12 protein-coding genes are annotated in these 15,895 nt (G+C 40.6%); 9 read left to right on the forward strand and 3 right to left on the reverse strand.

Features of this window, described 5'->3' with window-relative positions; translation table 11 throughout:
- Positions 1–256 precede the first annotated feature (256 nt).
- The 8 genes from D0T85_RS14575 (at position 257) to D0T85_RS14610 (ending at position 11,015) form a co-directional block, all read left to right on the forward strand.
- Positions 257–2,089: a hypothetical protein gene (locus D0T85_RS14575; RefSeq protein ID WP_163214258.1), complete on the forward strand. Its 1,833-nt coding sequence runs from the start codon at positions 257–259 to the stop codon at positions 2,087–2,089.
- Complete coding sequence (locus D0T85_RS14580) at positions 2,086–2,790, forward strand: hypothetical protein (protein WP_163214259.1); 705 nt, start codon at positions 2,086–2,088, stop codon at positions 2,788–2,790. The genes D0T85_RS14575 and D0T85_RS14580 overlap by 4 nt, the downstream gene beginning before the upstream one ends.
- 220 nt (positions 2,791–3,010) lie before the next feature.
- Positions 3,011–7,321, forward strand: a complete 4,311-nt coding sequence (locus tag D0T85_RS14585; protein WP_163214260.1) for a CusA/CzcA family heavy metal efflux RND transporter — start codon at positions 3,011–3,013, stop codon at positions 7,319–7,321.
- Positions 7,322–7,328: 7 nt separating this feature from the next.
- Positions 7,329–8,216 carry an efflux RND transporter periplasmic adaptor subunit gene (locus D0T85_RS14590; RefSeq protein WP_163214261.1) on the forward strand — a complete coding sequence of 296 codons (888 nt, stop codon included), beginning with the start codon at positions 7,329–7,331 and terminating at the stop codon, positions 8,214–8,216.
- A 62-nt stretch (positions 8,217–8,278) separates the two neighbouring features.
- Entirely contained in the window at positions 8,279–8,587 is a 309-nt protein-coding gene (locus D0T85_RS14595) for a hypothetical protein (protein WP_163214262.1), read from the forward strand.
- The gene (locus D0T85_RS14600) at positions 8,542–9,162 is read left to right on the forward strand and encodes a nucleotidyl transferase AbiEii/AbiGii toxin family protein (RefSeq protein WP_163214263.1); all 621 of its coding nucleotides are present in this window, start codon (positions 8,542–8,544) and stop codon (positions 9,160–9,162) included. Before D0T85_RS14595 ends, D0T85_RS14600 begins: the two co-directional genes overlap by 46 nt.
- Positions 9,163–9,168: 6 nt before the next feature.
- A complete protein-coding gene (locus D0T85_RS14605) occupies positions 9,169–10,230 on the forward strand; it encodes a sensor histidine kinase (RefSeq protein WP_163214264.1) in 1,062 nt (353 codons plus the stop codon).
- Entirely contained in the window at positions 10,227–11,015 is a 789-nt protein-coding gene (locus tag D0T85_RS14610) for a LytTR family DNA-binding domain-containing protein (protein ID WP_163214265.1), read from the forward strand. Before D0T85_RS14605 ends, D0T85_RS14610 begins: the two co-directional genes overlap by 4 nt.
- Before the next feature lie 96 nt (positions 11,016–11,111).
- Here D0T85_RS14610 and D0T85_RS14615 read toward each other — a convergent pair whose 3' ends face one another.
- Positions 11,112–12,176, reverse strand: coding sequence for a winged helix DNA-binding domain-containing protein (locus D0T85_RS14615; RefSeq protein ID WP_163214266.1), 1,065 nt, complete (start codon positions 12,174–12,176; stop codon positions 11,112–11,114).
- Between the two features lie 116 nt (positions 12,177–12,292).
- On the opposite strand from D0T85_RS14615, the gene D0T85_RS14620 reads away from it, so the two are divergent.
- On the forward strand, positions 12,293–13,852 hold the full coding sequence (locus D0T85_RS14620) for an ATP-binding protein (protein WP_203558491.1): 1,560 nt from the start codon (positions 12,293–12,295) through the stop codon (positions 13,850–13,852).
- Positions 13,853–13,858: 6 nt separating this feature from the next.
- Here D0T85_RS14620 and xpt read toward each other — a convergent pair whose 3' ends face one another.
- On the reverse strand, positions 13,859–14,428 hold the full coding sequence (xpt, locus tag D0T85_RS14625) for a xanthine phosphoribosyltransferase (protein ID WP_163214267.1): 570 nt from the start codon (positions 14,426–14,428) through the stop codon (positions 13,859–13,861).
- 13 nt (positions 14,429–14,441) lie between these two features.
- Positions 14,442–15,836, reverse strand: a complete 1,395-nt coding sequence (locus D0T85_RS14630; RefSeq protein ID WP_163214268.1) for a nucleobase:cation symporter-2 family protein — start codon at positions 15,834–15,836, stop codon at positions 14,442–14,444.
- Between the last annotated feature and the right edge of the window lie 59 nt (positions 15,837–15,895).

The raw sequence follows: 15,895 nt of genomic DNA on the forward strand, positions 1-15,895 counted from the left end.
GGCACAATTGAGAGACTATTCTTTTCCGTATTAACTACGAATATACAACACTCGGAGAAATAACGGATCATTAATGATGCAAATATACGAGACACAGAGGCACAGAGATTTAGTTCAACCTGTGTAAGAGTTTAATTTAAAACTCTGTGCCTCTGTACCTCTGTGTTCCAAAAAACAATAAACTTATTGCAAGTTGGTACTTATTATATTAAAATACTTTTCTATTTTTGCAGATAAACGCAAAAACCACAATCGTATGAAAAAAAGACTTAGTTATTTAGTAGCTTATATTCCGCTTTTACTACTCTTTGCGGGATGTGAGTTCGACAGTGACAAAACCTACTTTATTGATGTTGACAAGCCGCACGAAAACGCGGAAATGTACATCAACCTGAATGGCATTGAACCGGGAAGCACTATTTTTGTGGTTAACGGCAATTGTTTTTCTTTCAACATAGATACAAAAGGAAAGAAGATTCTCAAAATTATTATTACACATAACGACAATAATTGGGAAGTATATACTACCGAAAATGGAAGAGGGGAATTTTGTATACCTAACTACAGCATGGATGGAAAAGAAACACCATTAACTATGGAGATAGCAGTATCTTCGGGAAGTGGCAGTTTAGCCGATTTAATGGGATATGAAGGTTACCTTGGCAAAGTAGAATACAAAGTTAGATACATTACTGATTTTCAGGAATTCATTAATATAAACCACCGCAAAAACGAAGAAGGATTTCTTGAACTTTACTGGAACGACTTGAAAAAAGAAGGTATGAATGTAAAAGAATACATCATAAAAAACTCTTCCGATGTTGTATTGGGCACCACAGAAGGTACTTCTTTTGTTGATAAAAGCTTCTTTATTGGCGGACGAGACTATCATATAGAAGTAAAACTCAACAATTCTTCATCTTATTACACCTATACGTCTGTTTATGCGTATACACAATCGGAAGTCCAAACAAAGCGAAATAACAAATTTATTACTGTATCCTGGCAACAACCAGAGTATAGAGGCAGGTATCTTGTTAAATGGAGCGATGATCAGGGAGAGCATTCGTCGGAATTGCTTCCTTACGAAACATTAAGTTATGATATTCCATTTAACCTATTCGGCAGCAACATATCCGGAACGGTGAATTATGTCCCTTATGAAAATGAGGAGATGTACTTTACCTATACAAATTTCTATTATAACGATTATCAAACCGAAATAGGTTCTTTTATTAACCACGCCTATAATAAAAAGGATAATATATTTTACCTATACAACGGAGATATACGTGGAATAAACCTACATGATATGTCGGTAGCCGCTACCCGGAATCACGACAATGAAGGCTTTTATGCTATGAGTACTTCACCTGTTAACAGCAAAACAGCAGTCGCCGGATACAATCGTATTTTTATCTTCCCCGATAAATCATTATCAGGACCGGTTGTTATCCAAAACGAAGCATCAAAAAACGGATTGCATTTAACATCAAAAGATCATCTGGCACTATACACCAGAGAAGACTATTACGATGACGAAAAGGGCTATACTTACCGCAACATGATTCGTATATATAATGTCCTCACAGGAGAGGAGTTATATACTTTCTATACAAACAATTCGTCCGATATAGAACATATCACAAGTACTTATAATGGAGAATATCTGGTACTGGCTTCTAAAAATGGTATCGAAATATATCAGTTAACCACAACCAAAGCCATTCTGGTTTACAAGGATAACAAATACTACAAAGGAGCCCAAAGTTTACCTAACCAACCGGAGAATATTTTATTAAAAGAGGATGATTATGTTATTGTTTGCCGGGCTAGTGATTGCACACGGTTAACACAGAGCAAAGCATATCCAAATATGACTCTGGGAAATGTTGATCCGGTTACTGGTGTAACGTTTTTATACACAAAAAACTATACCCAAAGTAACAACATTGTTTTTTTAGATACCAATACGCTCAACGAGGTTTACAACCATTCATACAACACATTTGATGACTACTATTTATACAATGGTATCCTAATAAAATCTAATGGTAATTACTACAACATTAACGACGAAATTAAATGAAAAAGATTATAATAGCCATTTTATTCTTTACACTAACAATTAGTGTAAATGCTCAATTTTCAATTGGATACTCAGTAGGTTACGGAACATACGACATGGGTGATATGAAAGATATGCTTAAAGATATGCAAAAGGTACCTATTCAAACTCCAGATTTTCAAACAACAGAACTCCAACTGTATATTGTTGATAAATTCCCCGGATATATCACCCATCAAATTGAAGCGGGATACAAGCTCAAGCGTCACGAGTTTGGGTTGAAATTCATGTATATGACTACAGGTGGTAAACTATCTTTGGCCGATTATTCGGGCGAATACAATATCAAAGCAATAATGAACGGTTTTAAGCAAGAGGCCTTCTATCGCTATTACTTATTATCAGATAATCAGCCTTTTAATTTCTATCTGGATGTGGTTCCCGGCATTGTTATCAATAACTTTAAACTGAAAGAAAATATTAAGTTATATGATGGTGATAGTGCCTCGGATAATATAAATATGCATGGCGTTAACTTTTCTGTTACTCCTGCAATAGGGGCAAGCTACAGAATCAATTCCCTGTTAGCAGTCAGGGCATCGGCTGGTTATGAGATCAACTTCCCGAATGCCGAACTGGAAAAAGATGACTATAAACTATACTACAAAAGTAACTGGAGTGGATTACGGTTATCGGCAGGGGTTAGTTTGTATTTTAAATAGAGGAGGTAAAGGAGGTAAAGTGAGGTAAAGTAGTTGAGTAGTGGGATGCCTACTTTACCTCCTCTACCTCACTTTACCTCCTTTACCTCACTTTACAACTAGATGTTTCACCCTTGCAAATTTCTGCTTCACCTTTCATTTATTCCGCTTCACCCGTTTTAATCTTTTCCAGCCATAAACTCTTTTTACCTTTGCTTACATACTATAATACTTATAATGTATGTTTAAAGCAATTGTACGTTTCTCGCTCCGTAAGAAACTATTTGTAGGTTTAATGACCCTTGCTTTGCTGGTAGGAGGCATATATGCCATGCTTACATTGCCCATTGATGCAGTGCCCGATATAACCAACAATCAGGTACAGATAGTTACCGTATCCCCTACCCTTGCCCCACAGGAAGTTGAACAACTGATAACCTTTCCTATAGAGGTAGCCATGAGCAACATTATGAATGTGGTGGAAATACGTTCTGTATCGCGCTTCGGACTTTCTGTAGTGACAGTGGTTTTCAAGGAAAATGTACCCACACTAGATGCCCGCCAACTTATTAATGAGCAGATACAGACTGTTGCCGGAGAAATACCACCCGAGTTGGGATCTCCCGAATTAATGCCTATCACTACCGGATTGGGCGAAATATACCAGTATGTGCTTACCGTTGCTCCCGGTTACGAGGATAAATATGATGCTATGGAACTACGCACCATACAAGACTGGATTGTAAAACGGCAACTATCCGGCATTCCCGGTATTGTAGAGATTAACAGCTTTGGCGGATATATGAAACAATACGAGGTAGCGGTAGACCCGGATGCGCTTTATTCGCTCAATATAACCATAGGCGAAGTTTTCGAAGCACTTCACCGCAATAACGAGAATACCGGAGGTAGTTATATTGAGAAAGGAAACAGGGCATATTATATCCGTTCCGAGGGGATGATTACCCAAATATCGGATATTGAACAGATAGTAGTAACCAACCGCAATGGGATACCTGTACATATAAACGATGTGGGAACTGTTCGCTTTGGTGCCCCCAAACGGTTCGGCGCCATGACCATGGATGGCAAAGGCGAATGTGTAGGCGGTATTGCCATGATGCTGAAAGGTGCCAATGCCAATATCGTTACCCGCGAACTGGAATCACGGGTAGAAAAAGTACAGGCCATGTTGCCCGAGGGTGTACGTATTGAACCGTATCTTAACCGTTCGGAACTGGTTAACCGCAATATATCAACAGTTATTTTCAATCTGGTAGAAGGAGCCCTCATTGTATTCCTTGTATTGATAATCTTCCTCGGAAACTTCCGTGCAGGACTGATTGTAGCATCTGTTATCCCCCTCTCCATGCTCTTTGGGTTTATTATGATGCGGATATTCAATGTATCGGCCAACTTGATGAGTCTGGGAGCAATAGACTTTGGTATTGTTGTAGATGGTTCCATTGTTATTGTAGAAGGCATACTAGCACATCTTTACTCTAAAAAGTTCAAAGGGAAAACACTCACCAAAGAGCAGATGGATCAGGAAGTAGAAGCAGGAGCCGCTGGTGTAGTACGTTCGGCTACATTCGCCGTGTTTATTATACTAATTGTATTTTTCCCTATCCTTACGCTTACTGGGATTGAGGGCAAATATTTCACCCCAATGGCCCAAACACTGGTGTTCTGTATTATAGGTGCGCTGATATTGTCACTTACATACGTGCCTATGATGAGTTCGCTTTTCCTGAAACATCACATTGACTCCAAACCCACCATTGCCGATCGTTTCTTCTCAGGCCTCAACAGGATTTACCAACGTGTATTAAACTTCTGCATACGCTTTAAATGGGGTACTATTGCTACAGCTTTTATTGCACTTGGTTTCTCACTTTTCCTGTTTACCCGGTTGGGGGCCGAGTTTATCCCTACACTGGACGAGGGTGACTTCGCCATGCAGATGACCCTTCCCGCGGGTAGTTCCTTGTCGAAAAGTATTGAAGTATCCAACGAAGCCGAACGGGTGCTCATGGAAAAATTCCCGGAGATTAAGCATGTGGTTGCCAAAATCGGTACGGCCGAAGTTCCTACCGATCCAATGGCAGTAGAGGATGCAGACATCATGATTGTTATGAAACCTTTTAAGGAATGGACCAGCGCATCGAGCCGTGCCGGGATGGTAGAGAAGATGAAAGAAGCACTTGACCCTATTCAGGATGTAGAGTTCAACTTCAGTCAGCCTATACAGTTACGTTTCAATGAGTTGATGACAGGTGCTAAAGCAGATATAGCAGTAAAACTTTTTGGAGAAGATACGCAGGAACTTTTCGACCGGGCAAACGAGGCTGCCGGATACATAGCCCGGATACCGGGAGCATCCGATGTATTGGTGGAGCAAACCATGGGACTTCCTCAGTTGGTTGTTACATATCATCGCGATAAGATTGCCCGCTACGGAATTAATATCGAAGAGTTAAATACCATTATACGTACTGCTTATGCAGGAGAGGCCAGCGGGGTTGTGTTTGAAAACGAACGCCGTTTCGATCTGGTAGTACGACTTGATCAGGAAAAGGTGGCCGACCTGAATCTTGACCGTTTCTTTGTACGCACCTTGGAAGGCATCCAGATTCCGGTGAGCGAGGTGGCATCTATCGACCTAGTTAGCGGACCACTGCAAATAAACCGGGATGAAACTAAAAGACGCATTGTTATCGGTGTAAATGTACGGAATGCAGATATACAAAAGGTGGTTAATGACATACAGGAAACACTAAATAAGAACATTAACCTGCAACCCGGGTATTATTTTGAGTATGGCGGACAGTTCGAGAATCTCCAGAATGCCATCAGTACCCTTACTGTGGTTATTCCGGTTGCCCTGTTACTTATACTTCTGATTCTGTTCTTTGCATTTAAAAGCATTACCTATACACTTGTTGTTTTTTCAACAGTACCATTATCGCTTATAGGAGGCATCCTTGCCTTGTGGCTGCGCGGTCTACCGTTCAGCATATCGGCAGGTGTAGGATTTATTGCACTCTTCGGGGTGGCGGTTCTTAACGGTATCCTGATGATAAACCATTTTAATGATATTCGTAAACGCACCATGTACTCACTTTCTACTAACCGGATTATCAAACAGGGTACTCCGCATTTGTTACGTCCCGTATTCCTTACCGGGCTGGTTGCATCACTGGGATTTGTTCCAATGGCCATTGCTACCTCTGCCGGAGCCGAAGTTCAGCGTCCGCTGGCTACTGTTGTTATTGGCGGACTGCTTGTTTCTACAGTGCTAACGCTACTTATTATCCCAATATTCTATCGTTTGGTTAATTCGTTCCGGGTTTGGAATCGTCCCAAACATTCGCGGGCAGTTATAACAATTGTACTTATCGCGCTAGCGCTTCCTGCCGGATTACATGCCCAGCAACCTGTTACGCTGGACGAAGCTTTGGATATTGCACGGCAAAATCATCCCAGACTAAAAACAGCCGGGGCCTCCATCCGTCAGGCCAAAGCCAGCCGTGGAGAAATTATGGAACTGGCTCCTACTTCCTTCAACTATTCGTGGGGACAGCTTAACGGTGAACTGAAAAAAGATAAAGAGATTGAAATCAATCAGAGTCTGGGCTCGTTACTCACCCCTTTTTACAAGAACACATTGGTAAACAGGCAGATACAAACTGGCGATTATTACCTGCAAATGGTTGATAAGGAGGTTGTTGCAGAGGTAAAACGTGCATGGGCATATTATCAGTTTGCATACAACATTTATTCAATGTATCAGGATTACGACAAGATGGCCGGTCAGTTAAAAAGGATTGGTGAGTTACGGTATGAGCAGGGCGACATCACTTTGCTGGAAAAGAACATGAGTACAACCATGGCAGCTGATTTACAAAACCGGTTGTATCAGGCACAGGAAGAGTTAAACGTTGCCCGTAACCGCTTTATCTGGAGTTGTTATGCTGATTCTCAGATTGTTCCGGCAGATACTACTTTAGCTTTGTTTTATACGGATGCGATGAACGAAAACATTTCATCGGCTCATACAGGCTACTTTAACAGTCAGGCAGCAGAAATGAAAGCAGCTGTAAATGTGGAGCGCAGCCGTTTCTTTCCCGAAATCTCGGTAGGTTATGTGCGGCAGAATATCCTCCCACTCAAAAATCTTAATTCGTGGATGGTGGGTGTATCTTTCCCTGTTTTCTTTATGCCGCAACAAAGTAAAGTGAAGCAGGCCAAGATAGCTGCATTCACCGCGCAAACAGAGGCAGAGGCCAATATAAAGGAACTTCAAAACCGTATGAATGAGCTACGTGCTTCCCTGCGACGGTACGATAAGAGTCTTCGATTTTATTCTACCTCGCTTGCGGAAGCGGATGAGTTGATTAAATCGGCAACGCTTCAACTGCAATACAGTGAAACGGATATTCCGGAGTTTATTCAGGCTATTAATACAGCCAGAGAAATTAAACGGGGGTATATTGAAACTGTTTATCAGTATAATGTGGCTGCGCTGGAATATGAACTTTATACTAAATAATTGAACAATGAAAAAGATAATCACTATTTTGCTGGTAGTCGCCCTCTATGCCTGTAGCAACAAACCACAGGAGTCCGAACCTATAACAGACACTCCTGCCCCGGTGCAGAAAGAAGAGCCGGTAGCAAACGATACGGATGCAACTACAGGAGCTACATCCAAACAGAATGAAGCATCCTTCAATGGTACAATTGTTACCCCACCTCAAAAGATAGCCAGTGTAACATTGACATTGGGCGGAGTGGTAAAAAACACTTCCCTCCTACCCGGCCAATATGTACAACGTGGACATATTGTTGCAACATTGGAAAACCCGGAATTTATTGAACTTCAACAATTATGGCTGGAAAGCAAAGCCCAGTCGGAGTTTCTCGAAGCCGAATACAAGCGTCAGCAGGTACTTGCCGAAGAGCAGGCAGCCTCACAAAAGAAATTTCAGCAAAGTAAAGCCGAATATCTCTCTATGAAAAGCCGTTTGGAGTCGGCCGCTGCGCAATTATCGCTTCTCGGAGTATCAGTTGATGAGCTTGAAAAAAACGGTATTCAACCTCTGTTGAAGGTAAAAGCACCTATCAGTGGATATATCAGCGATGTAAATATGAATATCGGCAAATACATCAATGCCGGCGAAGCACTCTGTGAAATTATTGATAAGAGTCAACCCATGCTGAAACTTACCACTTACGAAAAAAACATAATAGGACTTAAAACCAATATGCCGGTTGAATTTTATGTAAATGGAGTAAGCAACAAGAGTTTCAAGGCCACCATAACATCAATCGGACAAAAAGTAGATGCCGTTAGCCGTTCACTCGAAGTGTATGCCAGTATTGAAGAGAGCGATACGGAATTCCGACCGGGTATGTATGTAACGGCGCGAATAAAAAATAAGTAATTAACACTACTTATTTGTAATTTAACTGCCAAGAAGTATCTTTGTAAAGTAAAGGATCAAATATGAAACAAACCCCAGACATAAAGTCTCTATTCAGTTCTTCTCTATTTTGGGATACTGATTTGAATGATTTGGACATGCAAAAGCATAAGTCTTTTATTATAGGACGTGTACTAAATTATGGTACATGGAATGACTGGAAGCTTATCCGGAATTATTATTCTGAGGAAGTAATTAAAGAAACTGTTATTTCATTACGTGATTTATTTCCTCAATCTCTTTCGTTCATTTCAGCAGCTACACATACTCCAATAGAAGAATTCAGATGTTACAAACAAAAACAGTCCACCCCACAACACTGGAACTTTTAAAGAAATTGCAGTCAATTCCCCTCTTCAAACAATTAAGATTGGTTGGAGGGACTTCTCTTGCTTTACAAATAGGCCACCGAATTTCTGTTGATCTGGATTTATTTGGAAACTTGACAGCAGACTTGCAGGAAATAAAACAGGTATTAGAAAAAGAGCAGTTACAATTTATGCTTCTTCATAATACACCCTCTATTCATGTGTTTACAATAAATGGCATCAAAGTTGACATTGTGAACTATCCTTATCCATGGTTAGAAATGCCCTTTGTTGTAGATAATCTTTCATTAGCAAATATGAAAGATATTGCTGCTATGAAATTAAGTGCAATTACCAACAGAGGAACAAAAAAGGACTTCATTGATTTGTATTTTTTATTGCAACATTTCACTTTACAACAAATGTTGGACTTTTATATCGCCAGATTCGATGATAGTACTCTTTTTCCTGTTATTAAAAGTCTGAGTTATTTTGATGATGCTGACTCCGAACCAATGCCCAAAATGTTTATTCCAACTACTTGGGAGGAAGTAAAATTAAAACTGACAAAAGTTGTTGCCAACATTGCCGGACTTTAATATACTATGAACAAACAGAAATCAATTTGGAAAAACAGATACCTGCTCTCCGGCATCCTTATCTCGGTGGCGGTAGCTATACTTATTCACTTTCCCGAATTAATTTCCCTGTTCGACCGCTTCGAGAGTCGCCAGCTATTTCCGGATATGCAGATAAGTGAAGTAGTTAGTGAAGTACTTTTTACTTTTATTTCGCTTCTTATTCTGTTTGCTGCCAATACCGCTGTGTTCCACTTCAACAAACCAGAAGTGAAGATAAGCCGCAAACAGGTACTTTTATCGTTTCTGTTCACTGTGGTATTAAGTACATTACTGGCCAAAGGATTTGTTTATTTGCACCATGCGTTGCATTTACCTGCAATAGAATCAATGGTACATCATTACCTGCATCCTTTCCGCGATTTCCTTATCAGTTGTGTGGTTACTGGTGGATGCTATATTATATACCTTGTACACCGCCAGCAACAAGTTATTATTGAGAACCAGCAGTTACAGGCCGAAAATATCCTTGGGCAATACGAAGTCTTAAAGAATCAGCTTAACCCACACATGTTATTCAACTCGCTGAATACATTGCAATCGCTTACGCGGGAAGATACACAAAAGGCTCAGGAATATATACGGGAGCTTTCGCGGGTACTGCGCTACACATTGCAGGGAAATGAAGAAAAAACCGTAACGCTGTATGATGAGATGCAATTTCTATCGGCTTACTCCTTCTTGTTAAAGATGCGATACGAAAACAACCTGCATTTTGTGTTGCAGATAGATAAGTCACTGGAAGCATACTTTCTGCCTCCTATGTCGTTACAAGTATTGATTGAGAATGCTGTTAAACATAACGAGATCAGTGACCGGAATCCCCTTACCATCCATATTTATACCGATGATGGACCTGTGGTTTGTGTATCGAATGCCATACAACCCAGACTAACACATTCATCGGGCACAGGCATCGGGCTGGCTAATCTGGCTAAACGTTATCAGCTATTATTCGGTCAGGACATCAGTATTACAGAAGATATCAATTTTACTGTTCGTATACCTTTAATACGCCGCCCATTATGAAAGCAATTATAATAGAAGATGAAAAAGCTGCTGTTCGTAATCTGGTAGCTTTAATACACGAAATCCGTCCGGAAGCCGAAGTTATTGCCACGCTGGATAGTATTAACAGTACAATTGAATGGTTTAACTCTTCGTCTGTTATCCCCGATGTTATATTTATGGATATACATCTGGCAGACGGATCGGCCTTCGAAATCTTCGAACATATTAAAATTACCACTCCTGTTATCTTTACCACTGCTTACGATGAATATGCCCTGCGTGCCTTCAAGGTAAACAGCATTGACTACCTGCTTAAACCCATAGACCGGGAAGATATGGAAAAAGCCCTCGAACAGTTCGACGACTTATATACCGACCATGCACATACTTTCCATGATAGCACTCTTGAACAACTTATGCACTCGTTGCGGCAAAAGGAAAGTTACAAAACGCATTTCCTTATTCCCTTGCGAGGCGATAAACTTCTGCCTGTAGCTGTAAGCAGCATTTTGTTTTTCTACATACGCGATAGTCGCGTGAAAGCAGTTATGGCCGACGGTAACGAGTTACCTTTTACGCATACCATGGACGAACTGACTGATTGTCTGGACCCTTCGGTCTTTTTCCGGGTAAACCGCCAGTTTCTTATTTCGCGAGATGCAATAAAAGATATTGATTTATGGTTCAATAACCGTTTATCGATTAACTTAAAAATCACTTCTGTTGATGAGCATATAATTGTTAGCAAAACCCGGGTTAGAGAGTTCAAAGATTGGTTTTCGGGGAATTATTTATCCCGGTAGGATGAAGGCTTTCTCCCGGTAGGATAAACGGTTTGTCCCGGTAGGATAAAGGCTTCATCCTACCGGGAGAAAAGCGTTATCCTACCGGGAGAAAATTCAGGGAAAAATATTAAACTTATTATATGCTTTTACAGCCTTATCGAATGCACTGTGCACCTTCTCGGGAGTTGTTTCGAAGAAAGACAATTCGGCCTCAGCTCCTTTTTTCTTTACTACCCGTTTCCATGTCCCCACTATTTTTCCATTGTAATGTACGGTTGGGCTAAAAATACCATTTATGGTAAGTACTTTCCGGTAATAGGCCTCGTCGATAATTTCTTCCCGGTATTTATAGCTAACCACATATTCATCGAATGCAGGTAACAGTACTGTACTTTTCTTTCCGGCTGGTGTTTGGATGTTGTTTGGCATCCAATAGGTCTTTCCATTGATTTCTTCACAAACGAAATCATGTTTAATTGCTTCTATCCCTTTGCGAACATCTGTTTTTGTAAGTCCCGACCACCATAGAAAATCATCAAGTGTTGCCGGCCCGTGACTAGAGAAATACTTACGTGCTAATCGTTCCAAAGCTTCTTCTTTGGATAGAGAATAAGTTTTAGGAACACGTTGGTGCAATAAAGCATACGTTTGTTTATTTTCACGTATCTCTCCGTTGCATACAATACCTTCGAGTTCGGCACGCGAAAGAATATTTTTCACATTGTGATTCTCTACAAAGCGTAGTCCGTGGCTGGTAGTAAGATGCTCTGCAATTTCCTCCCGGGTGAGGTGTCCGTATTTGTCGAGTATTCCGGGTAGTGCCTTCAATCCTTTCTGAATAAAGTCTTCTTCCATACCACGCATTTTATCATAAGATACAAATGTGGGTTTAAGGCGTGGAGCTGATAATTCGTGCATCCAGTGAATATCCTCGGCAGCTACAAAATGCCAGGTGGGACGCAGTATGTGGGTACGAATTATTTCGCCTGTACTCACTGCCTCCTCAACCTGTTTATTGGTTACCCCCGGAAGACGTGCGCCGATTCCCCATTTAGCCATTTCGTAGTTTTGCGATTGCATAGCTCCAAGCCATGACACAATTTCGGCAGGGCGGGTAAGCTGGTTGCCAGCCAGTAACTGGTTGTAGAGACGGATTTTGAGGATGTCGGCTGTCTTCATTTGTTGTTTGTTTATTGAATGCTGTACAAATATCAGTAATATTTTCCTGAATTATTATATCTTTCCTCTATAAATCGAACATTTTTCTTTAAGTTTGTATTCTAAATTTGGAAATTATGGCCACAGATCGCAAACTTCCTATTGGGATACAGACTTTTGAGAAAATCCGAACAGAAGATTTCTTGTATGTAGACAAAACGGCTATGGTATGGAACTTGGTTCAAACCAATACCCCCTACTTCCTTAGTCGCCCCCGCCGTTTCGGTAAAAGCCTGTTGATTTCCACTTTCGAATCCTATTTCGAAGGACGTAAAGATCTTTTTGAAGGGCTTGCCATTTACAATCTGGAAAAAGAATGGAAGAAGCATCCTGTATTACATCTGGATTTAAATGCCGAAAAATACGACTCGCCCGAGCGACTGAATGCCATACTCAATCGCCACCTCGTATTGTGGGAAGACACATGGGGTAAAGAAGAACGCGAAACCACACTTTCCGATCGCTTTGCAGGCGTTATTCGCCGAGCTGCCGAGCAAACAACAGGCACCAATGTCGTTGTATTGATTGATGAATATGATAAACCCCTGTTGCAAGTGATGCCCAACGAGGCACTGATGGATGAATACCGAAAGATACTGAAATCTTTTTACGGTGTACTGAAAAGTTCAGACCGTTACCTGCGATTTGTGTTTCTGACGGGAGTAACCAAGTTTGCACAAGTAAGCGTGTTCAGCGATTTGAATCAGTTGAATGATATCAGCATGGATATGGCATACGCCTCACTTTGTGGGATAACTTCGGATGAATTAGTAAAAGTATTCGCCCCCGAAATAGAGCAAATAGGGTTGTACAATAAGTTGAGTTTTGAAGAAGCAGTAACAACTATGACAGTACAGTATGACGGTTACCATTTTTGCGAAAATTCTGTTGGCATTTTCAATCCTTTTAGTGTATTGAACGCTTTTCAGAAAAAGAAATTCGACAACTACTGGTTCCACACAGGCACTCCCACCTTTTTGGTTGATCTGCTAAAAGAAACCGATTATGACCTTCGCACCCTCATAGACGGTGTAGAAGCCGAGCAGGAATCTTTCTCCGAATACCGGGTGGAAACCAATAATCCCATCCCATTGATTTATCAAAGCGGTTACCTCACTATTAAAGCTTACGATCCTGAGTTTAAACTCTATACCCTTCGTTTTCCTAACGATGAAGTAAAATATGCTTTTATTAAATTCCTGCAACCTTCTTACTCATCAGTAGAAGACATTAACCGTGCTTTTCATATCCAGCATTTCGTGCGAGAACTTCGTTGTGGCAATGTACCTTCCTTTATGGAGCGTTTGAAAGCTTTCTTCGCCGATTTCCCCTACGAGCTGAACGACAAAACTGAGCGACATTATCAGGTTGTATTCTATATCGTATTCAAACTGATTGGCGAATTTATTGAAGCCGAAGTACACAGTGCCCGTGGACGAGCCGACGCGGTGGTAAAAACAAAGGACTATATTTATGTTTTCGAATTTAAACTAAATGGCAGCGCCCGTCAGGCAATGGAGCAAATAAACGATAAAGGATATTTGATTCCTTATACTGTGGACGGACGCAAATTGGTTAAAGTAGGGGTGGACTTTAGTGCCGAAGAAAGAAATATTAATGAATATTTGATTGACTAGGTCTTACTATTCTTCAAATAAAATCTTATTGTCTCCAAGTTCTTTTATCCGGGCAAGAGATTCTACACGTATTCCCATTTCACGCAGTTTGCGGCCACCTTCCTGAAAACATTTCTCAATAATAAAACCCATTCCATAAAGTTCGGCTCCCGATTGCTTTACCAGTTCATAGATACCCATTGCAGCGTTGCCGTTGGCTAGGAAATCATCAATAAAAACAACTTTATCATCGGATGTTAAGAAATCACCACTCACCGATACCGTATAATTTCTGTCTTTAGTAAAAGAATAAACTGTTGTCGACAGCATGTTATCCATTGTTTTGGGTATTGCCTTCTTTACAAAAACAACTGGAAGTTCAAGTAAATAGCCTAACATTATAGCCGGAGCAATACCACTGGCTTCGATTGTTATAATTTTGTTGATAGGTAAATTACCAAAACGACGCACAAATTCTACACCAATGGATTTCATCAATATGGGGTCCATCTGATGATTGATAAAGTTATCAACTTTCAGGATTCCGCCTTCATAACTTTTCCCATCTTTCAGTATTCTATTTTTTAGTAGTTTCATGTTTCTTGTTTGTTTATTCTTTGATACGGATGGCTACATTGGCTATAATAGCTACTACTCCACCTGTTGTTATCCCTGAAGAGAATATTCGGCTGATAGTATCGGGCATACGCGATAGTATATCCGGTACCAGTTCTACACCCAAACCGCAGGCAAAGCTAACTGCCAATACCAGGATGGCTTTTCTATCAATATTTTGTGATGCAATTATTCGTATTCCCGATGCTGCTACTGTTCCAAACATCAACAGGGTAGCCCCACCAAGCACAGGTTCGGGCATAATAGAAAATACTCCGCCAACAAAAGGAAAAGCACTCAGAATAATTAATAAAGCGGCAATGTAATAACCTATATAACGGCTGGCTACTCCGGTTAATTGAATTAATCCGTTGTTTTGTGCAAAGATTGAATTGGGAAATGAATTAAAAATTCCTGCAATTGCCGAGTTTATACCATCGGCCAGAATACCTCCCTGCACCCGTTTCATAAACTTAGGTCCTTCTATGGGTTCGCCCCCAATCATAGAGTTTGCTGTAATATCGCCATAGGCCTCGATTGAGGTGATAAAATAAATCAAGGCTACTGCTATAAAAGCAGAAAAGTCAAAGTCTAACCCATATTTCAAAGGTTGAGGTATGGTTATGGAACCAAAATCTCCCATTTGCGAAAAATCTACCCATCCCATTAACCAGGCAGCTACATAACCAATAATCAAACCGATAATAATGGAACTCATGCGGATATATTTATTCTTTATACTATTCAAAATTAGAATAGAGATAAGAACAAGTGCAGCCAAGCCAAGGTTTTGCATGCTTCCGAATGAACGGGCTGCATCCTGAGCGGGATCAATAGCCATAGACCCAAATCCTCCGCCACACGACACGATGGCAACTTTAACCAGCGAAAGGCCTATCATTGTAACAACAATTCCAGACACAAGTGGGGTGATAATAGACCGGGTGTATTTCAGCAGGCGGCTAACAATCATTTCAACGGGAGAGGCTGCAATACATACTCCGAAAATACAGGCCAGAATGGCTGTTTCGGCCATATCGCCACGTGAAGCAAAACTGGCTGTCAGCGCTCCAATAAAAGAAAAACTGGTTCCTTGCACACACAATAATCCGCATCCTACCGGTCCAATGCGCTTACATTGTATAAATGTGGAAATACCAGATGCCAACAGAGCCATCGAAACAAGGAATCCGGTAGTTTCGGCAGTGAAGTTTAAAGCTTTCGAAATAATGAGTGGCGGGGTGATAATAGCCACAAATATGGCCAATAAATGTTGTAATGCCGCGAATATTGATTCCTGAAAAGGTGGTTTATCTTCTATTTGATAAAGAAGATCGGTTTTACGGATGGGCTGAATGATTTTGTCAGCCTCTTTTTCTGTTATTTCCATCTATTGCAATACGTTTTTTATTTGTGCTGCAAAAGTAATTATTCTTTTTACAATATTAC

The sequence above is a fragment of the Bacteroides sp. 519 genome (genome assembly GCF_010500955.1).
In the GTDB taxonomy this organism is placed as follows: domain Bacteria; phylum Bacteroidota; class Bacteroidia; order Bacteroidales; family Bacteroidaceae; genus Bacteroides.